The following is a 21,782-nucleotide window of genomic DNA, read 5'->3' on the forward strand; positions in this document are numbered from 1 at the left end:
AGGTCAGAAGGTCAGAAGGTCAGAAGGTCAGAAGGTCAGAAGGTCAGAAGGTCAGAAGGTCAGAAGGTCAGAAGGTCAGAAGGTCAGAAGGTCAGGCGGTCAGGCGGTCAACTGATGAATAGTATATACAAAAAGAAGTACCGGTAAGCGTTTACCGGTACTCCCATTAATAATTAGTCATTTCCAAATAAATCACGAGTGTAAACCTTATCACTAACGTCACTTAATTCATCAGCCATTCTATTAGAAATGATCACATCAGATTCACGTTTAAACTCTTCAAGATCAGACACGACTTTTGAATTAAAGAACTCAGTTTCTTTCATGACTGGCTCATAAATTATTACTGGAATCCCCTTAGCTTTTATGCGCTTCATTATACCTTGTATCGAAGAAGCACGGAAATTATCAGACCCACTTTTCATTATCAAACGATAGACACCAACAACCTTTGGTTTGCGTGCAAGTATTGAATCTGCAATAAAATCTTTACGAGTTCTATTGGCATCAACGATAGCACCAATTATATTATTTGGAACCGAGGCATAATTCGCAAGAAGTTGTTTAGTATCCTTAGGAAGGCAATATCCGCCATAACCGAATGAAGGATTGTTGTAATGGTTTCCTATACGTGGATCAAGACAAACTCCCTCAATAATTTGTTTACTATTAAGGCCTTGGCTCTCTGCGTAGCTATCCAACTCATTAAAATACGCAACTCTAAGTGCGAGGTAAGTATTAGCGAACAACTTTATTGCTTCAGCTTCTGTAGAATCAGTAAACAAGGTAGGAATGTCCTGCTTGACAGCACCTTGTTTTAATAAGTTAGCAAAACTCTCCGCACGAGCTGAGCGCTCTCCTACAACAATGCGTGATGGGTGTAGGTTATCATACAGAGCGCGTCCCTCACGCAAAAACTCAGGTGAAAAAATTATGTTATCGATCCCAAAACGTTTTTTAATACTATTAGTAAAGCCTACAGGTATAGTAGACTTAATAACCATTACAGCACTTGGGTTAATATCAATAACATCCTGGATGACGGCTTCAACACTTGAAGTATTAAAATAATTAGTTTTGGGATCGTAGTCAGTAGGAGTCGCAATTATGACAAAATCTGCATCCTGATAAGCTTTTTGCTTATCAGTAGTGGCACTAAAATTCAATTTTTTATTAGATAAAAAATCTTGAATTTCATTATCCACAATAGGAGAGATCTTTTCATTTAGCATGTCAACTTTAGACTGAACAATATCTAATGCAACTACCTCATGGTTTTGAGCAATTAAAATCCCGTTCGAAAGACCAACATAACCTGTACCGGCGATAGTAATTTTCATTCGATTACACTTTTAAATAGTTAGGTGGACAGTAAGATTAGATTAAACTAGTTAATTAAAGTATATGTATCTGAACCTTATATTTAAACGACAATGGTTATTATTGTCTATAAAATAAATTGAGGAAACGCTTTGATTAAAATCAAAGAAAAGCCTCGACTGTTTAGAATCGAGGCTTTAAGTCACCCTGGCAAGTGGATTACTCTAGCCATTCTGTATGAAACACACCTTCTTTATCAATACGCTTATAAGTATGAGCACCAAAATAGTCTCGTTGCGCTTGAATAAGGTTTGCAGGAAGTACTGCAGAACGGTAACTATCATAATATGAAATAGCCGCTGAGAATGTCGGAACAGGTATGCCATTCTGTACTGCATAAGCAACTACATCTCGCAATGCTTGCTGGTATTCAGCAGCAATTTGCTTGAAATATGGTGCTAATAATAAATTCGCAATACCGGCATCGTGCTCATATGCGTCAGTAATTTTTTGCAAGAACTGAGCACGGATGATACATCCAGCACGGAAAATTCTAGCAATCTCACCGTAGTTAAGGTTCCAATTATTTTCATCAGATGCTGCTCGCAGTTGTGAGAAACCTTGTGCATACGATACAATTTTACCAAGATAAAGAGCTCTACGCACTTTCTCGATAAACTCTTTTTTATCAGCTGCTAATTGAAGCTTAGGCCCAGTTAAAACTTTTGAGGCAGCAATTCTCTGCTCTTTGAGAGATGAAATATAGCGAGCAAAAACAGATTCTGTAATCAGAGAAAGGGGTTCACCAAGATCTAATGCACTTTGGCTAGTCCATTTTCCAGTACCTTTATTAGCGGCCTCATCAAGAATCACATCTACAAGATAATTACCCTCATTATCTTTTTTAGTGAAAATATCTTTCGTGATATCAATAAGGTAACTATTTAACTCACCTTTATTCCACTCAGTGAAAGTAGATGCAAGTTCTTCATTAGTGAGAGCAAGGCCCGATTTAAGTAAGGCATAAGCTTCAGCAATGAGTTGCATATCACCATACTCGATACCATTATGCACCATCTTCACATAATGGCCTGCACCATCAGTACCTATATATGTGACGCAAGGCTCACCGTCTTCAGCTAGAGCGGCGATTTGTTTGAGAATAGGAGCAACTAACTCATACGCCTCTTTCTGCCCGCCAGGCATAATCGAAGGCCCTTTGAGGGCCCCCTCCTCACCACCAGAAACCCCAGTGCCGATAAAATTAAATCCTTCGGCAGAAAGTTCACGGTTGCGGCGGATCGTATCCTGGTAGAATGTGTTGCCGCCATCAATTATGATATCGCCCTTATCAAGGTAAGGCTTAAGAGAGTCGATTGCACTGTCAGTACCAGCGCCAGCTTTTACCATCAACAAAATACGTCGAGGCGTCTCTAATGAATCGACGAACTCTTTGACCGTAAAGTATGGAACTAGCTTTTTGCCTGGATTTTCAGCAATCACTTCTTCAGTCTTTTCACGGGAGCGGTTAAACACGGAGACGGTATAACCGCGGCTTTCAATGTTAAGCGCTAAGTTACGCCCCATGACAGCCATACCGACAACCCCGATTTGTTGCTTGGACATTACATACTCCTGTCTTGATAAGTCACTGCGACGATGGTCACAGTTTAGATGTGATTCTTATGTTAGCTCAAACATTCAAGAGCGTATAGCATTAAGTGCCTTATTAAATTGTGCATTATTAATGCAATATACCGAATAGTCAAAGAAGCATCTATTACAAATTATTTAGCTTAAATGTCTGCGAATCGTATTTTTCATAATTATTATAAACATTCTTAACGAAATCAATCCAATCAGGGGTCACAACGGCGGATGGCACATAATAGCTATCAACAACTAGCTGTTCAGCATAAATTGAGACCATATTATCGAAAAGTGATGAATAAAATCCTGCAATATGTTTTACATTATTTCCACTGACTAGCGGCAGTAATTCGAATGGATACTCCAGATATTTAACATTAACTTTCCGCCCAATGATATCAATTTTATCCTTGCGCTCGCGCCTGTGCGGAATGTAAACTAAATTTTTACAGTCGTTTTTATATTTAGATTCTAAATCAACTATAAGAGATAGCGTTAGTGCAATATCATCACCCGTAATTACACCGGCTTCAAGCAAAGGAACCCCAATGATATAAATCGTATTCTCTTCGTTGGAAAAACTATTTGTAAGATGCCTAAAATAATTATATTGATGGGTCACAACACTATCATTTAATGATATTTTATCTGCTATAGGATAAACGGAAATGAAGTTTATAGGTTCAACAAAATTATCGACACAACCAAGAAAACCATATATCTTATCACGAATAAAGTGCTTGAATGACCTGGTACGCCGATTTAACCGTAAGGTTGCAGTCCCATCATCAAGAATAAATAACTTCCTTTTTTTATACTGTCCTGCAATAAACCAAAAAATAAGCGATCTGTACTCCCCCCCAATTAACGACACAGGTTCACTCCCAAGGGATGGAATTGATTTCGCAAACTCTTTAATTTTAGCTATATTATGACGATTTGACTCTATATCTGTAGAGATAACTTCTCGATATTTGAAATATTTAAGGACATAACATATTTGAGAATAATTTAGGTTTGACACTGCACTTTTCTTGTTAATTACCAATAAATCAACTGTTATGTCATTATTATTTACATACTCCATTAAATTAAATGCTTGAAGCGGAGATTCAATATAAGCTAAATATTTCAACGCAAGACCTCATGTTAGTGGAATTGTTTATTATCTTTAAGCTGGAAGTAATGTTCCGCATCTCGATGCGAAAAAACTTTCGCTGGATGGCCACCAACAATAGATAAAGGGGGGACATCGTTTACCACAACACTCCCTGCTTGAACTATGACGCCCTCTCCTATTGTAACACCGGGTAAAATAGTTACATTTATACCCAGCCAAACATTATCACCAATGACAGTATCTTTTACAATATATGTCGAATCATAAGGTATTTTTTCGCCTTTATGATTATGATTTTCTGTAATTATATAACAACCTAAGCCACAATGAAAATTATCACCTATAGAAACCTTTCCTCGACCTATTATGATCAAACCATTTGAGTTGAAATTATTTCCGAGAGTAGTATTTTTATTAACAACAGTCTTAAAATTAACTTTAATTCCAACCCCAGTTTTTGCCGCGCTCTTTATTACTTTTTTAGTGTAAAAGGAACGTGCGATTTTTCTAATAGCTAATCTCAGTCTATGCAACATACTTATTATTGGCTACCTCTTTGAGTTGTTTATTACAAAATAAAATTGTTGCGCCACAAGCAAATCCACTTGAAATCGCATATACAACACAAAAATACTCTACAGAGATATTTGTATTGACTACGATTAAGATCCCTAATAGATGTACTATCATAGAACTCGCGGTGATCAATGATATTTTTTTATTCCTTTTATAAAAAAACAACGCATGTGTATAAATATAATATATACACATAAAAACTGTTCCCGGCATTAAATAAGTAAAATATTTTAATGCATCATTGAACTTTGAGTTGAACAGCCAAGGAAATACAATTGGCAAAATAATAGAATAAGCCATCGCCGAAAACAATACTATAATTGCGTAACCCAATTGAACCTTTCTGACCTTTTTAAACTCACCCGAATTGAGATAGCGATAAATAAATGGCTGGCAGGCTTGATTAATGACAGTAAAAAACAACATAAGAATAGAAGATAGCTGTAACGCTAACCCGTAGACACCGACAATTGATACACTAAGGTAATGGGCAATGAAAAATCTATCTATAGTCGATTTAATCCAATAACTACCATGATGCGGCCATAAAGATACTCCATACAAGAATATCTCCTTATACCTACAGACTAATGACAAAGTAGTTTTCGAATTGTCAATCTTTAGCTTTGAATAGATGAAAAATGAATATAATAACTGTACAAATAAAAAAGAGAATGATACAGCAATCAATCGGTTAATCGCAGAACCGGTCAAGACAGTAAAGAGTATAACTGTAAATACCACGTTCATAACTGAGAGAGCAAATTGCCCAATTGTTGCAATTCTATATGTCTGACTAATCCTTAAATGAGATAAATTGATAACATTGACTGCCTGCACTAATGCTGCAAATATAATCCAAAAAAGATCATATGCTGAAATAGAGAAATGGAGGAAAGGTTTTATCAGTAACGAAATTAAGAACAAGAAGATCGATATGACAATGCCTAAATTTATGTTATCGCGTCTAAAAATCAATCCAGCAGTTTCGCTCTCCTGTATGAACTTAACAGGAAGTAACCCCTGACCGCTAAATGATATTAGAATAATGAGTATTTGAATAAATGAAAGATAGAGGGTAAGTATACCATATTCGACAGTACCCATTCTGGACGTTAAATATGGAAGGATGAGGAAGCCAATCAGCTTCCCCAAAATGTCCCCTACCGACAGCAACGCTGCGCCAGCAAGTTTCTTCATTAGAGATATTTTTCCAGGAAATCAAGTGCGTGCCAGAAACCTTCTCCACTATTTTTGTGGCCCTGCCATACTTCGGGAATAAACTGAATACCCGCGGCTGTCTGATTTAAATCACGAGCAAGAATTTCAAAATCAACATCGCCTTTACCAATCTGGACACCTTCACCATCTACACCCAGAGCATCAACAATATGCATGTGTGCAGTATATTTACCAACCTCTAAAGTAAAGTCATGAAGATCCCAGCCATAATAGTTGCAAGCCATCATAGAGTGCGATGTATCGAGACAAATACGATACCCATTTTCGCCACAGAATTTTGCAATCTCGGAACCATCAACAAAAAGGTTATGATAGCTCTGACCGCCAAAGTGCCATGGGAACGGAGGCATTGTCTGAATGATAATTTCTACACCATCTTGATCAACCTGTTTAAGCGCATCAGCTACACGCTCATAGAGCGCAGCACGTGATTCGCGAGGTAAAAAACCAGTGGTATTAAAGCCGCCGGCGTTGACAACGATAACGGGTTTTTCCGTTTTAGGGAAAAAGGCTTTTAAACTACGAGTAATGTCACACACACGGTTTAAATAGTTAATAGACTTTTCTCTGTATGCTGCATCTGCTGATGCCAAGTCTAAAATATGGTCATTTACAAATAGTTCGGGGCTGTGAACTGCAAAGCCAATATTCTCTTCACCGGAGAAAAAGTCATTCAAGTCGAGCTCAAGATCCTGGTAGCTCAAATGAAATTCAACAAAGTCCAGATTTGACTTGTTCTTCAATTTTGCATAGTCATGATAGCGAACAGGTATACCAAATGGCCTGTTAAAGTGATAATTCCGAGCTTCAATTGGTGCATCATTAAGATCGGACTCATAGAAAAAATCACCTTTGTCAAAATCACGGATTGCACTACGTCCAATTAACTGATCAATATAAAGAGGTTGTAGACCTTGTCCCGGGCTCTTAATTTCAATCATTTCACGCGTGATAATTTGGCCACGCTTTAACGATTGGTTAATAATTAAACTCTTAGCCAAGTTCTCACGATTTATCATTTCACCTTGGGTGATCATCCTTTCACCGCCATTGCCCATAGCCTCTTCAACTTCGCGAATTTTACTTACCATATCAGCAAATTCATTAGGTAACAGGGATACTTTATGGTCGTTCCCTTCCATACCCTTATCAATGGTAAAGTGTTTTTCGATAACTTTCGCTCCAAGAGCAACAGCAGCAATGGGAACAGAAATACCTCGTTCATGTCCGGAATATCCAATAATCCCATTTGTTATATTTTGTAATCTTTTTAGGTACGAAAGGTTTACATCTTTGAATGGTGTTGGGTAGGTTGAATTACAATGCAGAATAACAAACTCAGCACCTAGTGATTTCAATAAATCCACTGATTTTTTAATCTCACTCTCAGTGCACATACCAGTGGAGCAAATAAGTGGCTTACCTGTAGCAGCTAAAGCTTCAAGCATTTCATGATTGGTAAAATCTGCGGATGCAACTTTATATGCTTCCATGCCATACTCTTCAAGAATTGCAAGGCTGTTGAGATCCCATGGCGTACACATCGGTGTGAGCCCTTTTGACTTGCAGTAATCAAAGACTTCGATTAACTCATCATTACGTAACTGGAAGCGGCTTAATAAATCATGGGTATACTGGGCTCCAAGATCAGCAGATTTATCTTTCTCTTCCCCGCCCTTATATAGCTGACCAAGATCTCTCATTTGGAATTTTACACAATCAGCATTAGCCTCTACTGCCAAATCAACAAGATGCTTAGCTAGTTTAATATCGCCATTATGATTGTTACCAATCTCAGCAATGAGATATGAGGGAGTATTGTCAGAGATAATATGTTTGCCTATTACAATCCCTTTTTCGCCTTGTATAGCAACAGCAACAAAGCGACGATATTCGTCGGTTAAAGGGATGACATTTACGCCATTATGGAATAGAGATTCAATATCTTTGCGTGGACTATCTACACGTTTAGACACAAAATCTTTATTCATTACTTCTGCAATTTCGATACTAAAATCAAATACCCCATTAGTTATCCAGCGACGAAAATCACCATCCGAAAAAGAACCACATAACTTACCGTTTTCATTCACGATAAAAACAATACGATTTTTGTTCTGATTTATCTTTTCTAATGCTTTCAGGACCGATTCAGTTTCGAAGACGAGAAAATCAGAAATTTTATTTTGAATTAACATTCTAGCACCCTCAAATATATTTTTTTAAAATAAGTTCAACAATATCCCAATCCATTTGGGTATCAATCTCAAAACTTTCCTCTTCGCTCATGATCAAAGAGGAAACTTTTCCACCTAGTCTATTCCCTGTCTTCAGTAATACGCTAGTATCAGTTATGTATATGGATCCGTTTTCTTTTAACTTTATACTCTCGGGCTTAATGTCTTGTCTGCGAGGACGATTGAGAAAATCATAATATGCCTTCGGATTTTCGTTATTCTCCCAAAGGAAGTGCCAAAACTCACATACTGTGAGTAATGAGTCTGCCTGCTTCTCTTTTAAGCGAGCAAATGCTCGGTCAATTGTATCAGCATAACGAACTGGCGAAGTAGCCTGTAATAATACTGTATATTCAGGCGTATAATTTTCGTTCTCAGCTAACCAGTTGATGCAGTGTATTAAGCTAGGCTCCGTTGCTGCTGTATCATTCGCAAGTTCAGCTGGTCTTAAAAAAGGGACTTCTGCACCATATTTTAAAGCTATCTCAGCGATATCCTCAGCATCGGTACTTACAATAACACGGTCTATCGCATCAGAATTAAGAGCATGTTCAATACTCCAGGCAATAAGAGGTTTTCCAGCTATATTTTTTATATTTTTTCCCGGAATCCCCTTCGAACCACCTCGAGCCGGAATTATTGCTAAGTTACTCATAATAATACCTTTAAGTTATTTACAACCATGAGACATACTATCTTAGTACAATACTTTTTTGGCGTCATTAAACAACTGCCATTTATCTGAAATATAACTTTCAATCTCAGATTTAAACCGTTCAGCCGAAAACATCTCAGCTCTCAATCGGCAATTCTGTGGTGAGAATTGATCATAATTATTTTCGAATAATTTCACCGCCTCAATCACTGAGGGGACGGTTTGCTCATTGAAGAAAACTCCTGTCGGCTGTTCATATCCGAGAGGAACAACCGACTCAGTCACTCCACCTTTGCCAAAAGCAATAACTGGTGTTCCACAAGCCATTGCTTCAACTGGTGCAATACCGAAATCTTCTTCTGCAGCAAATACAAATGCTTTGGCACCTTGCATCATTTCGCATAGCTTACTAAATTCAGTATAACCAAGGAGTTCAATATTCCCTTTAGCTTTAGATTTTATTTTTTCCATCTCGGGACCATCACCGATAACAATTAATTGTTTATCTGGCATTTGGCTAAAAGACTCAACTATAAGATCAATTCTTTTATAAGGTACAAGCCGAGATGCTGTTATGTAATAATCTTTTTTATTTTCAGATAAAGTAAAATTATGTACATCAACAGGGGGGTATATTACATCAGCATTGCGTCCGTATACTTTTTTAATGCGTCGTGCGATAAAATGTGAATTTGCAATGAAATGATCAACACCATTTGATGTTCGATAATCCCATAATCTCATTTTATGTAACAACCAGCGAGCTAATAAGCTTTTAAAACCTTTATCTAACCCAGCCCCTAGTAAATATTGATGTTGGAGGTCCCAAGCATAGCGAATCGGTGAGTGGACATAACTTATATGTAATTGATCAGGCCCAGTTAATATACCCTTAGCAACTGCATGACTACTTGAGATAATAATATTATGTTTTGAAACATCTAATTGCTCAATTGCTAAAGGCATAAAAGGCAAGTATTTCTGATAGTTTTTTTTTGCTCGAGGTAACTTTTGAATAAATGTTGTTTTTATTTCCTTATTATTAAATAGTGATTTGTTTTCAGCTGAAAGAAAATCAACCACTGCATATAAACTCGCATCTTGATAAATTTTTAGTAATTCTGCAACAACTTTCTCTGAACCTGCATAGGTAACAAACCAGTCACCAACAATGCCAACATCAAAATCTTTAGACATTAGGATACCCGTAGTATATAGCAATGCATTAATAGTTTCAAAGAGGGCATGTACCCTCTTTATTTGTACTATTACGCTCGTAGCAGTTTTAATATTTCAGCAGTCTTATCTTCCATAAGCTTAATATTATTACGAGACTCAACATTTAAGCGTACAACAGGTTCTGTATTTGAACTCCGTAAATTAAAGCGCCAATCAGAAAATTCAAGACTAATACCATCTGTGTAATCGATCTTTAAAGCTTTTGGCTCGAATACTTTGAGTACTCTCTCAATTGCAGCTGATGCATTTTCAAGTTTACTATTTATTTCTCCGGATGCAGGATATGCAATAACTCGATCATTAACCAGATCTCCTAGAGACTGATTTTTTACGCAAACTAACTCAGCGACAAGCAGCCACGGTATCATACCACTGTCACAATATGCAAAATCACGGAAGTAATGGTGAGCACTCATTTCGCCACCATAAATTGCATCCTCGGAGCGCATTCGTTCTTTGATGAATGCGTGTCCAGTTTTGGACATTATTGGAATACCGCCGGATTTTTCGACAATATCTATAGTATTCCAACTTAGTCTAGGATCATGAATAATTTTCGCTCCAGGGTTTTTCTCAAGGAATGCATCTGCTAATAAGCCGACAATATAGTATCCTTCGACAAAATTACCTTTCTCATCAAATAAGAAACAACGGTCGAAATCACCATCGAAAGCAATCCCCATGTCAGCTTTATGCTTAATAACTGCCTCAGTAGTATCTTTTCTACATTCAGGAAGTAATGGGTTTGGAATCCCATGCGGAAATGAGCCATCAGGCTCATGGTGAATCTTAATAATTTCAATTGGGAGTTGCAGTCTCTTAAAGCGCTCTTCAAGAGCATCAATAACATGACCTGCGGCACCATTTCCAGAGTTGATGGCTAACTTCAGTGGTTTATTAAAGTTTTCTGGATTTACAAAGCTCAATAGCTTTTCTGTGTATTCATTAATCGTCGAAACTTTACGATAACTACCTCGGTTTTTTAAGTCAACCTCAGTAAATTCATTTTTCTCTGCCAGGCGTTGAATATCTTTAAGCCCTGTATCACCACTAATAGGCTTTGACTGCTCGCGAACCAGTTTCATACCGTTATAATCGATAGGATTATGGCTTGCTGTAACTTCTATTCCCCCATCAACCTGTAAATACGACGTCGCAAAGTAGATCTCTTCCGTTCCAGCCAGACCGATATCTAAGACATTAGTTCCTGCATCTTGCAATCCTCTGGCCAATGCTAGTTTTAATGACTCGCTGGTCAACCGAACGTCACCACCCAAGACCATATCTTTAGGTTTTAGATATTCACCATAAGCGCGTCCAATTCGATACGCGATATCTTCATTGAGCTCATCACCTAATTTACCCCGAATATCGTACGCTTTAAAACATTTTAAATTAGTAGCCATAGGTTAAATACTCTGTCTATTGTCCGTAATGATCTTTGATGCGAATAATATCATCTTCGCCTAAATAGGAACCTGATTGAATCTCAAGTAACTCCAATGGAATTTTCCCTGGATTTTCCAGCATATGCTGCGATCCAATAGGGATAAATGTCGATTGGTTTTCAGTTAGCAAATAGATTTTTTCATTTAATGTAACTTGTGCAGTTCCGGCCAGCACGACCCAATGTTCAGCACGATGGTGATGCATTTGTAAGGAAAATTTTCCACCAGGTTTAACTGTAACCTTGTTGATTTGATAACGAGGGGCGCTTACTACTTGATCACTTTTGCCCCAGGGACTATACGATTCACGGTGTAAACGATATTCCCTTCTACTACATTTCTTAAGATATTCAACGACTTTTTTGACATCTTGAACTTTTGATTTATTAATGACAAGAACTGCATCTTTCGTACTTACAATAACTAAATCCTCAACCCCTACAGCAGCGACCAGTTGTTCTTCAGTGTTAATATAGCAATTAGAAGTATTATGAGCATATACGTCGCCATTAATAACATTGCCAGTCGTGTCTTTATTATTCACATCCCACAATGCGGACCAGGAACCAACATCATTCCAGCCAGCATCAAGAGGGACGACTACTGCCGCAGTTGTTCGCTCCATTACAGCATAGTCTACTGACTCATCCGGGCAAGCGGTGAAGGCTTCCTCATCAACACGGATAAAATCTTGTTGTGAGTCAGGTTCAAGACCAGCCATTGCACTCTTACATGCTTCATAAATATCAGGACGATATTGAGCTAACTCATCCAGATAACTTTTAGCACGGAATAAGAACATACCACTATTCCAATAATATTCCCCGCTGTCTAAGTATTCGGTAGCAGTCTTTAGATCAGGTTTCTCCACAAAACCTTTGACTCCATAAGCTGGCTCGTCAAGATCAGCAACAACTTCGCCACGCTTTATGTAACCATAACCGGTCTCCGGCCCAGTTGGTACAATCCCAAAAGTAACTAACTTACCTTGGTTAGCATGTGGAATCGCAACTTTAATTGCATCATGGAAGGCAACTTTATTATTGATCACATGATCGGCAGCAAGAACTAAAAGTAAAGGATCATCATTATTTTTCGTAGCTGCACTCAAAGCAGCCAAGGCAATAGCTGGAGCAGTATTTCTGCCCACAGGCTCTAATATAATATTATTTGAGAGCTGATTGATCTGTCGCAACTGCTCAGCGACCAGGAATCGATGTTGTTCATTACAGATAACCAGAGGTTCACTTACATTTAATCCCTCAAGACGAGAGACCGTTTCTTGAAGCATAGAATTTTCTCCATGCAAACGGAGAAACTGTTTCGGATAGCGTTCTCTGGACATTGGCCACAAACGACTTCCAGTACCACCTGCCATAACCACAGGGAGAATCATATTTACCTCGAATCTTCTAAACTAAGTAATCAACGATTATCTTCAACAATTTTTAATAAAATGCTTGCAGAATTTTCCCAAGAGAATCTTTTGACGTTATTAAACCCTCGCTCAATCAAATCTTTCTGTAAATCAGTATCATTTAAAACAGTCGTCATGGCATTACAAATATCAGCGCAGTTTTCAGGATCAAAGAATATTGCGCTATCCCTTAAAACTTCCTTCATTGAAGCTGATTTAGATGATATTACAGGGCAACCGCAGGCTTGAGCCTCTAACGGAGGTATTCCAAAACCTTCATATAATGAAGGAAAGATAAATGCTGATGCATTTCTATAAAGATCAATTAATTCTTCATCGGAAACTCGTCCAAGATACTCTATACGCTGATTTTCTTTTGTTAAATCCACTGATGCAAATGCCTTTGCCTTATGCCCAATAATTTTTAAATTATAGTCAAGTGCAGCATGTTCAAATGCCTCAATCAAGCCATGGAAGTTCTTATGATAATTCTGAGATGATACCGCAAGAATATATTTATTTTTCTGCGTTATTTTTGACGAAGAAGTATCTATAATAAAATCTTCTTTAACTGCGTTATAAACAACCTCAATCTTCGACTTATTGATTTTATATACTTCAGCTATTTCATTTTTAGAAAATTCGCTAACTGTAATTATTTTCTTAGCGTTGTTAAAGAAAAGTGGCGTTAATGTCTTATATAGTAATCTGAAACGCAACGGATAGCTATCCGGATATCTGACATAGGTGACATCATGGTGCGTGACAACTTGATTTTTGTAAAATGCAGGGGCAGTATTTGTCAAGTTAATCAACAATGGACTTCCGTTTTTTTTCAAAAATAAGGGTAGCGTTATTTGCTCCCAAAAATGTCCATCTCCACCTTTGGCCTCTACAATGTTAAACTTTTTATGCATTGTAAGGTCAATAATCTTTTGAAGATCTGGCACAACAATAAATATATTGTCTTGTTTAGCGACTAACTGCTTCGCTATTTCTACGGCAAAACGTTGAACCCCTGTCATATGCTGCGTGAGGAATCGTCCATTAATAAATATCTTTTCAGCCATCACATCCTCAATTCTATTCAAAAAAACACAAGATAATTATTACTTAGAGGAAAAAGTTTCCAGAGTATGGCTATTTCCTTTATTGTTAATAATAACCTCTTTTTGAGAATTTAGTTCGACCGTAGCTCCATTACTCATAAGTTGCGGAGCAAACTTGCGCATCAGCTTTGCAGAACTCTTAGGTGTCAGATCCTGTTTAAACATTCCAAAATTATGTTCCTTATTATTAGGATTCAAACCATCATCAATCAGATCATACCACCAAACACCTTTGATATATCCTCGTTGTTTAGCCAATGCGGTATATTCGTAAATGTACTTAGCAGCTTGTTCCTGCGTCACTCCACCTGGTATAGCGGAGGTTGTCGGATAACCCATTTCCGTAATATAAATTGGTATTGCCCGACCTGCAGAAGCACTGATACGTTTTTCAAATGCATCAATTACGTCCATATCTGCACTTGGTTCCATAAGCAACGGTCGCTTTCTTTCATAGTATGTATAAGGGTGTATCGAAATTCCGTCTATATTCTTTGCAAATCCTCGTTGAACTAATTTAGTGATCCAATTAACTTGTCCTACATAAATAGGATTAAGAGAACCAGCAATTACAATTGCATTAGGGTCTACTTTTTTTATTGCTTTAGCAGATTGTTCTACCAGATAGAGATATATGTCATCATCTGGAATCGTATCCCCTTTTTTAACACCAGTATGAACTAACCATTCATTCCATATTTCGTAATACTTCACACGCCCTTTATATCGCTGTGCAACCCATGTTGCGTAATCAACAAATTTATCCACTTGTTGTTTTGTTTTTGGACGCCCGTTGTCAGTATAATTTTTATTGCCATAAGCCAAAATAAACATAGCATTCTTTGTTACAGTAGAATCATCTTTAAGATAAATATCATCTAACGGGACGTTTTTGGCAGGGATAGACATTTCTCCCTTCTTTGCTTCTACTGAATTCCAGGATATACCATCCCTAAATGATGTAAAACCATATTCGTTCATCAAATGTATATATTTCTCTGTATCTCCTGGATAATGAGAAATATGTGTTCCAACCCCGATCTCAAACGAATAGGCGGATGAAAAAGTTAATGATAATAGGGTTATACATGTAATCATTTTTTTATAGATCTTCATACTCACCACCTTATCTTTTACTCTACCTTATTCTTGCTAATTCATATGCGCTTGTGTATTGATCTACAATTAGCCCAGAATCAAATTGATGGCTATAATCCCATGCATTTTTTGCCATAGTGAAATAATCATCTTTACTTTTGTCATTGATTTTTTTCAATACATCAATGAGTTGGCTTTCACTATTAAAAATATATCCAGTTTGGCAGTCTTTTATTATCTCCGGAATTCCACCTTTAGCACTTCCTATCGATGGAATACCGAAAGATGCCGCTTCTAAAACAACTCTCCCTAAAGGTTCATTCCACATTGATGGTACTATAAGGTAATCAATTTGTGGGAAAAAGTCGTTAGCATTAACAACACCTAAAAAACTCATTTCGGTATTAATATATTTTTCATTTAAATACTTAATGTAATCTTCTGAACCTTTCCCAGCAATTTTAATCTCCATCCCTTTAAATTTACTCAGTGCATTAAGCAGAACTTCTACACCCTTTTCCTCTTCGATTCGACCTAAATAACCCAGTACTATTTTGTCTCTTCCGTGTCTTTTTATACATTGATTTGCTGTAACACTATTATAAATAACTGTTTTTTCAGACTTTTTAAAAAAACCAGTTGCTACATGTAGCTTTTTTATATAATCACTAATTCCAACATAAACACTGACATTATTAGATATTCGTTTTTTTATAAAAGAGTATATTCTGGACTCCAGACACAATGGATCCATATTTTTCCCTTTTTTAAATAATGTTCCATTTGGATGTATTAGTGAATAATCTCTTGACGTATGAACTATCGGTATTTCTCTATTCTTCGCCCATGTCCATATTGCAACAGAAAAACCTGTTAAGTTATTTGTGTGAACAACATCGAATTCTTTTTTAGCAAAATATCTAGCTACCAAACAAAGCATTTTTCTATTATATATGTCGTTGATATGCCAGACACAACGCCTTATAAAGGAGTGTTTTCCGGCGTACGGCCAATAAATATTTTTCAGAGGAAACCGTACAACACTGACTCCATTCATATGAATATTTTCGACTTCCACATTCTCGTGCAAGGTCGCGACAGTAACCTCATGACCTTTTGCGGCAAGCTCTTCAGCAAGTAACTGGACTGACTTCTCAGCACCACCTATTTTATACGGTGCATAAAGTGTGTTCACCATTAATATCTTCATTTATTTACCGTATTGTTAGTTCAATTTTCTACACAATTGTTATCACACTAATTGTTCTTTACTCTGTAATACGCCACCTCGTGATATACCGGCATATAAAAACACCCACATAAATGCCAATGTATATTCTGGATTCCCGGCGAAGGAACCAATTAGTGCCACAAAAAATAAAACAATAGCGATATTACTTGTGATATCTTTGTCAGTTTTAATCATTTTATATATGTGGTATATAAAAATAAATAAAATAACAAACCCCAAGTTATTTATTAATGCGATAATTAAGGATGAAGCCCTCTCACTTCCTACACCAATACCGAACCCATATGAGTTAATGATATTTTCTATCGCGTTACTATTGGCAGCACCACGCATTAGACCTGAATCACTTGCTGATTTTTGTGCAGCATAGCTAGATAATATCTCAGAAATTGGCATTGCTCCAACTGCTAATATCATAGAGAGGAAAGAGATATACATATAGTTACGTATCGTCTTCCTCACCATAATTATAAATATCACAGGTATAGAAATTAATATTGTAAAGAGTCCAGTTGTTGATAAGTTCAATAAAAATATTCCAAGTGTACATATTCCAATGAGTTTATATACCCAGTTCTTAGTACACAGAAGTGGTACAGCTAGCGAACCTATATATAACCCTGCTAAAGATGGTTCAGAAAATGTTCCAGCCGCACGAGCTTCATAAATCGCGGTAATTGAATAAGATGTATTATTAAATATCAACGGGGAAATTACGCTATATATTCCAGGGGTGAATTTCCATATCAAGCAGAAAGAGATAAACACAACTAATGTAAAGACTATACACTTCATAAAATACGCTCTGTCTATTTCATTTCTTCTATAATAGACAAAACCTAGCGTTAATATATGAAGTGATAGAATAATTAATTGGTTAATATTCGCGCCACTCCACCGTAATGGCACACCATGAGTGATAAAGTTAAGTTCAAAAGATTGCAATGATGAATATACACGGATGCCCGAGAAAAGATTTGCGGCCAAAAATGTATAACCCCAAACAATACCTATTAATAAAAATGACATCAAAACTGTTTTGTTTCTGAAACTTACAAAGCCTTTTCCTCCAAGTGGTAAAAACAGTCTTAATATAAAAAGTATTTCGATAAATGGGGCCAATGGCATATTCAATGGCCCGAATGCAAATGCTGAACTCGCCTGAAATATTGATGACAGAACAAGTAATAAAAGAAGCGGTTTATAGCCAAATGGGAAGAATACAATAGCTAAAACAATCCATATACCACCCCATATATCCATATTTCCACCTTTAATTATATAATATTTTTTTACAAGAGCAGTCTTTTAATATGCACCATCTTTTTTTAGCACAACACCGACCGTTTTAAATAGTATCGCTAAATCATTCCACATAGACCAGTTTTTTACATACCATGCATCAAGATATACTCTTGTATCATAATCAATATCACTACGACCACTTACTTGCCATAATCCTGTCATACCAGGTTTACTTAATAAATAATAATCTACCTCTTCATTATAGCGCTCAAGCTCTGCAGTAATAATTGGTCGCGGTCCCACTAAGCTCATCTCTCCCTTTAACACATTAAATAACTGTGGCAATTCATCCAGACTAGTTCGACGTAAAAATTGGCCAATCGGTGTTATACGAGGATCATTTTTTAATTTAAATGTTGCGTCCCATTCCTTTCTGGCTTCTGGATCAGATTGCAGTACCTGTTCTAAAACTTCTTTTGAATTAATAACCATTGAACGAAACTTTAGACATTTAAAAGCTTTTCCATTTTTACCAACGCGTTCATGCCCATATATCGCAGGACCACCATCTTTTTTTACCTTTAATGATATATACAATAATAGGGGCGAAAGCAGCACAATTATTCCAATTGATGCCAATATATCAAATGTTCTTTTAATAAATCTAGACGACCATTTTGCAAGGTTATGTTGCACGCGAAATATCATTACTTCATGGCTGAAAATAAATGACATATCGGTGCTATCCAGGGGCACACCTCGTAATGTCGGGATCACTGATACATATCTATATCCCTTTATCATCAATTGCCTTAGCCAATAATTACGAATATCCCCTTGATCAGATTCAACAGCCACAATAAATTGCATTTTCTTATTAATTGACGTTAGCCATTCTTCATTATGATACTCCACTGGGATACCATAAATTTTTTTCTCTAGTTCTGGTTTATTCTCGATTGATAAGAAACCGACAACTTTCAAACCCAGGTTATGTTCACTATTGATTGCTAAATATGCATCTTTCGCATTTTTTCCACAACCAATAATCCATGTTTCGCGTTGCCAGAAGCCTAAGCGATCCATTAACCATTTTGTACCAATTCTCGCAAACGGTACTGCGATAGCTGTAATCATCCAGGTAAGAAGCCATACATATCTCGAGAAATACCATTTCGCAAACGCCATTACTGCTAATTCAATTATTGCAAAAATGAGTAATGTTCTGAGGATTTCTTTAAGTTCAAACCAAAAGGTTTTTCTGTAAAAATAGTGTCGTAAACGTATTCCATACCATACGACACAACACAGACCTAATAACCAGTGTAAATACAGCCAACTTTCTAATTCTCTTGTTGGTACTCTAACATCGAAATCAGTCAGTACAAAAGATAATACAGCTAGTGATATATATAATGAGATAATAAAACTAATAAAATCGGATAATGCTAGCGATACACTAGAAACAATATTCCTCATGAAATACGTCATAATTCCCTCATATACTCATCATTTATGATATGAGTTATAGGGCCCTGTGGGAACAGGGCCAGTTTGATTATTTATTTTTTTGTTCTGAATATGAATATCCATAGTGGTTATAGCCATAACCATAATAGCTACTAGCTTTTCTGACTATGCCATTCAGAATACAGCCTTTGACATTAATACCCGCCTGCTCGAAGCGCTTAACACTAACTGTAACCTCTTTCACTGAATCTTCTTCAAATCGAGTAACAAGTAAAGTTGTTCCAACATAATGTCCGATTATAGCGGCATCAGTCACAGCCAATATCGGCGGAGTATCGACAATCACAAGATCATATTTTTTTGATACTTCTTCCAGCAAGTGCTCCAATCGAGGATGCATTAATAACTCGGCCGGATTTGGAGGCACTTCACCACGTCCGATATAGTTGAATTCTTCGCCTGGAACCTTGCAAATCAGAGATTCTATGTCATTTTTCCCAGACAGGTAATCTGATAAGCCCTTTGTTTGCGATGAATTAAATAATTTATGAACATATCCTTTACGCATATCGGCATCAATAAACAAAACCTTCTGGCCAGTTTGCGAAATAATTGCTGCCAAGTTACTGCCAATAAATGTTTTCCCTGCATTTGGACTCGCACCGGAAATCATAAGAATATTATTCTTAGCCTCCATCATTGCAAAATGCAAGCTTGTGCGTAAACCTCGAATTGCTTCTATGGCTAAATCTGCAGGATTTTCAGTTGCCAGTAACGTTCTGGTTTCTTGCTTACTACGAACACCAGTTTTCCTGTTTTTCTCTTTTAACGTTTCAGAGATCGGCACACTTGCATATACGTTTATGCCAACCTCTTCTAATTGTTCTGGAGACTCTATACCACGACGTAAAAATACTCTCAGTAATATTATGCCCATCGAAGCAAAGAGGCCAATCACTACTCCAAGTATAACAACAATTAATTTTTTAGGCTTAACTTGTTTAGGTTGAGTAATGGCATTGTCAATTATTCTGACATTACCTATTGCACTCGATTTTGCAATATTCAGCTCTTGCTGTCGATTAAGTAATTGTAGATATACTGCACGGCCTGATTCAACGTCACGACTTAAACGTAATACTTCTTGTTGCGTTGAAGGCATCGTATTTACACGTTTATTAAGTTTTGCTTTCTCTTGTTGTAGTGTTTGTCTTTTTTCCATTAAGGCCTTATACGTCGGATGTTCATGTGTATAAAGCTGAGAGATTTCCGCTTCGCGGAATGTAAGTTGGTTTAATTGATTATCAACGTTAACAATCTGATCCAGAACTGACTTAGCTTCCATTGTCAAGTCTACAGAATCTTTTTGCCGACGATAATCGTTTAACTTATCTTCTGCGACATCTAACTCACCACGTACTTTCGGGAGTTGTTGATTTAGAAAATCCAGACTTTTTGCATCCTGCGCTGCTTGACGTTCAACGTTTTGGGCTAAATAATTCTGACTTATGCTATCCAGGATAGTTGATACTAATTCTTTATCCGTCCCGGTAAGTGTTAGGTTCAGAATTCCTGTATTTTTCCCTTGGTCCTCAACACTAAACGAATCTAATAAACTATTAATAGCCTGTAACCTGGACAAGTATGTAATAGTGAAATTAGTATCAGGTTTAGCCTCAATACCAGTCACTAACAGTGATATATCTTTATTTTCTAGAGGAACTCCTACCTTACCCTCGTAATGAAAGGTCTCAGACTCAACTATAAAGTGTTGTTGATCTTTAACTTGTAATGTTAATTCATTACCTGACTCTTCCACGGATGGCAGAATAAGATGTGCTATCTCAATTTTGCCAGGTTTTTCCCCTAATAGGCGTGCTAAACCGCTACCTATAACCGGAAAATAATCCTGTTCAACTCTTGACTGTAGGTTTAGATCATCAACTGTCTTTCCTAAAATCATTCGTGATTGCAGCAAAGCCATTTCCGGTGCTGATTGTGGTTGACTATCAGGCAACATCTGACTCAAGCTGTTCAAAATTGCATTTCCTTGCCTTTGCTCAACTTGAATCAAAGCATTTGCTTGATAGATTGGAGTGGCAAGTAATGCGTAGAGAAGAGCTAACAAGGTGAATATTGCTGTTACCGCAATAATTAGCTTGCGATAGTCTATTAATTCGCCTATCAACCGACCCAAATCAATTTCATCACCTTCGGCAGTGGGCGTTTTACCGTTAAGTTTCAAAGTCATGCAAAATATCCTGATTTTATCTTGTAAGTTTTTCAACCCAAAGCGCGCAGGCTTTTTCAATTAATCGATAGACGGATTCAAAAGCTTCGTCACTTTTTCTGTAAGGATCAGGAACCTCGCGCCCTCCAAGCCAATGACCAAGGAGCATGGTTTTTCCTCTGGCTTCAGGCGCAATATTACTTATTTGTTCTATATGTTGTTGTTCCATCACTAGTATTAACTGATACTTTCTTCCTAACGAACTGGTAAATTGAGTACCCAAATGGCCTTCTAAAGAAACCCCATACTTTTCAGCGATCCTTATAGCCGAAGCATCTGCAGGTTTATCAACTAACGCTCCGACACCAGCAGAGTCAACTTGCTTATCTGGCAGAGCGTTACGCAGTATCCGTTCAGCAATTGGTGAACGACATATGTTACCGGTACAAATTACGAGAATTGAGTCAAACATAT

Annotated in this window: 17 protein-coding genes; all 17 read right to left on the reverse strand. The window is 37.1% G+C overall.

Annotation, left to right across the window (positions count from 1 at the left end):
* Positions 1-173: 173 nt before the first annotated feature.
* Positions 174-1,340: a UDP-glucose 6-dehydrogenase gene (gene ugd / locus PGQ95_RS23835; RefSeq protein ID WP_087860458.1), complete on the reverse strand. Its 1,167-nt coding sequence runs from the start codon at positions 1,338-1,340 to the stop codon at positions 174-176.
* Between the two features lie 199 nt (positions 1,341-1,539).
* Positions 1,540-2,946 carry an NADP-dependent phosphogluconate dehydrogenase gene (gndA, locus tag PGQ95_RS23840; RefSeq protein ID WP_213316827.1) on the reverse strand — a complete coding sequence of 469 codons (1,407 nt, stop codon included), beginning with the start codon at positions 2,944-2,946 and terminating at the stop codon, positions 1,540-1,542.
* A 154-nt stretch (positions 2,947-3,100) separates the two neighbouring features.
* Complete coding sequence (locus tag PGQ95_RS23845) at positions 3,101-4,105, reverse strand: hypothetical protein (RefSeq protein WP_213316826.1); 1,005 nt, start codon at positions 4,103-4,105, stop codon at positions 3,101-3,103.
* Between the two features lie 14 nt (positions 4,106-4,119).
* Entirely contained in the window at positions 4,120-4,626 is a 507-nt protein-coding gene (locus PGQ95_RS23850; protein WP_087860455.1) for an acyltransferase, read from the reverse strand.
* Positions 4,616-5,866, reverse strand: a complete 1,251-nt coding sequence (locus PGQ95_RS23855) for a lipopolysaccharide biosynthesis protein (protein WP_213316825.1) — start codon at positions 5,864-5,866, stop codon at positions 4,616-4,618. The genes PGQ95_RS23850 and PGQ95_RS23855 overlap by 11 nt, the downstream gene beginning before the upstream one ends.
* The gene (locus PGQ95_RS23860; protein ID WP_213316824.1) at positions 5,866-8,106 is read right to left on the reverse strand and encodes an N-acetylneuraminate synthase family protein; all 2,241 of its coding nucleotides are present in this window, start codon (positions 8,104-8,106) and stop codon (positions 5,866-5,868) included. Before PGQ95_RS23860 ends, PGQ95_RS23855 begins: the two co-directional genes overlap by 1 nt.
* A 10-nt stretch (positions 8,107-8,116) precedes the next feature.
* On the reverse strand, positions 8,117-8,800 hold the full coding sequence (locus tag PGQ95_RS23865; RefSeq protein WP_213316823.1) for a cytidylyltransferase domain-containing protein: 684 nt from the start codon (positions 8,798-8,800) through the stop codon (positions 8,117-8,119).
* 42 nt (positions 8,801-8,842) lie between these two features.
* Positions 8,843-9,997 (reverse strand): glycosyltransferase family 4 protein, encoded by a 1,155-nt coding sequence (locus PGQ95_RS23870; protein ID WP_087860452.1) that lies wholly within the window; start codon positions 9,995-9,997, stop codon positions 8,843-8,845.
* A 71-nt stretch (positions 9,998-10,068) separates the two neighbouring features.
* The gene (gene cpsG / locus PGQ95_RS23875) at positions 10,069-11,445 is read right to left on the reverse strand and encodes a phosphomannomutase CpsG (protein ID WP_213316822.1); all 1,377 of its coding nucleotides are present in this window, start codon (positions 11,443-11,445) and stop codon (positions 10,069-10,071) included.
* Between the two features lie 16 nt (positions 11,446-11,461).
* A complete protein-coding gene (locus tag PGQ95_RS23880) occupies positions 11,462-12,883 on the reverse strand; it encodes a mannose-1-phosphate guanylyltransferase/mannose-6-phosphate isomerase (protein ID WP_213316821.1) in 1,422 nt (473 codons plus the stop codon).
* Positions 12,884-12,912: 29 nt separating this feature from the next.
* Positions 12,913-13,974, reverse strand: coding sequence for a glycosyltransferase family 4 protein (locus tag PGQ95_RS23885; RefSeq protein ID WP_213316820.1), 1,062 nt, complete (start codon positions 13,972-13,974; stop codon positions 12,913-12,915).
* A gap of 39 nt (positions 13,975-14,013) precedes the next feature.
* Positions 14,014-15,129, reverse strand: a complete 1,116-nt coding sequence (locus tag PGQ95_RS23890; RefSeq protein WP_430919587.1) for a cellulase family glycosylhydrolase — start codon at positions 15,127-15,129, stop codon at positions 14,014-14,016.
* A gap of 22 nt (positions 15,130-15,151) precedes the next feature.
* A complete protein-coding gene (locus PGQ95_RS23895) occupies positions 15,152-16,321 on the reverse strand; it encodes a glycosyltransferase family 4 protein (RefSeq protein WP_213316818.1) in 1,170 nt (389 codons plus the stop codon).
* 42 nt (positions 16,322-16,363) lie between these two features.
* The gene (locus PGQ95_RS23900; protein ID WP_087860446.1) at positions 16,364-17,626 is read right to left on the reverse strand and encodes a hypothetical protein; all 1,263 of its coding nucleotides are present in this window, start codon (positions 17,624-17,626) and stop codon (positions 16,364-16,366) included.
* Between the two features lie 45 nt (positions 17,627-17,671).
* Entirely contained in the window at positions 17,672-19,099 is a 1,428-nt protein-coding gene (gene wbaP / locus PGQ95_RS23905; RefSeq protein ID WP_213316817.1) for an undecaprenyl-phosphate galactose phosphotransferase WbaP, read from the reverse strand.
* Positions 19,100-19,166: 67 nt separating this feature from the next.
* Positions 19,167-21,329: a polysaccharide biosynthesis tyrosine autokinase gene (locus tag PGQ95_RS23910; protein WP_042895960.1), complete on the reverse strand. Its 2,163-nt coding sequence runs from the start codon at positions 21,327-21,329 to the stop codon at positions 19,167-19,169.
* 16 nt (positions 21,330-21,345) lie between these two features.
* Entirely contained in the window at positions 21,346-21,780 is a 435-nt protein-coding gene (locus tag PGQ95_RS23915; RefSeq protein ID WP_042895957.1) for a protein-tyrosine-phosphatase, read from the reverse strand.
* Between the last annotated feature and the right edge of the window lie 2 nt (positions 21,781-21,782).

Source organism: Klebsiella sp. 141240 (genome assembly GCF_050600805.1).
GTDB classification, from domain to species: domain Bacteria; phylum Pseudomonadota; class Gammaproteobacteria; order Enterobacterales; family Enterobacteriaceae; genus Klebsiella; species Klebsiella aerogenes.

Excerpts from the sequence above, each read along its gene's own strand:
- ugd (WP_087860458.1), bottom strand. The coding sequence starts at position 1,340 with ATGAAAATTACTATCGCCGGTACAGGTTATGTTGGTCTTTCGAACGGG.
- gndA (WP_213316827.1), bottom strand. The coding sequence starts at position 2,946 with ATGTCCAAGCAACAAATCGGGGTTGTCGGTATGGCTGTCATGGGGCGT.
- PGQ95_RS23850 (WP_087860455.1), bottom strand. The coding sequence starts at position 4,626 with ATGTTGCATAGACTGAGATTAGCTATTAGAAAAATCGCACGTTCCTTT.
- PGQ95_RS23855 (WP_213316825.1), bottom strand. The coding sequence starts at position 5,866 with ATGAAGAAACTTGCTGGCGCAGCGTTGCTGTCGGTAGGGGACATTTTG.
- PGQ95_RS23860 (WP_213316824.1), bottom strand. The coding sequence starts at position 8,106 with ATGTTAATTCAAAATAAAATTTCTGATTTTCTCGTCTTCGAAACTGAA.
- PGQ95_RS23865 (WP_213316823.1), bottom strand. The coding sequence starts at position 8,800 with ATGAGTAACTTAGCAATAATTCCGGCTCGAGGTGGTTCGAAGGGGATT.
- PGQ95_RS23870 (WP_087860452.1), bottom strand. The coding sequence starts at position 9,997 with ATGTCTAAAGATTTTGATGTTGGCATTGTTGGTGACTGGTTTGTTACC.
- cpsG (WP_213316822.1), bottom strand. The coding sequence starts at position 11,445 with ATGGCTACTAATTTAAAATGTTTTAAAGCGTACGATATTCGGGGTAAA.
- PGQ95_RS23880 (WP_213316821.1), bottom strand. The coding sequence starts at position 12,883 with ATGATTCTCCCTGTGGTTATGGCAGGTGGTACTGGAAGTCGTTTGTGG.
- PGQ95_RS23885 (WP_213316820.1), bottom strand. The coding sequence starts at position 13,974 with ATGGCTGAAAAGATATTTATTAATGGACGATTCCTCACGCAGCATATG.
- PGQ95_RS23890 (WP_430919587.1), bottom strand. The coding sequence starts at position 15,129 with ATGAAGATCTATAAAAAAATGATTACATGTATAACCCTATTATCATTA.
- PGQ95_RS23895 (WP_213316818.1), bottom strand. The coding sequence starts at position 16,321 with ATGAAGATATTAATGGTGAACACACTTTATGCACCGTATAAAATAGGT.
- PGQ95_RS23900 (WP_087860446.1), bottom strand. The coding sequence starts at position 17,626 with ATGGATATATGGGGTGGTATATGGATTGTTTTAGCTATTGTATTCTTC.
- wbaP (WP_213316817.1), bottom strand. The coding sequence starts at position 19,099 with ATGACGTATTTCATGAGGAATATTGTTTCTAGTGTATCGCTAGCATTA.
- PGQ95_RS23910 (WP_042895960.1), bottom strand. The coding sequence starts at position 21,329 with ATGACTTTGAAACTTAACGGTAAAACGCCCACTGCCGAAGGTGATGAA.
- PGQ95_RS23915 (WP_042895957.1), bottom strand. The coding sequence starts at position 21,780 with ATGTTTGACTCAATTCTCGTAATTTGTACCGGTAACATATGTCGTTCA.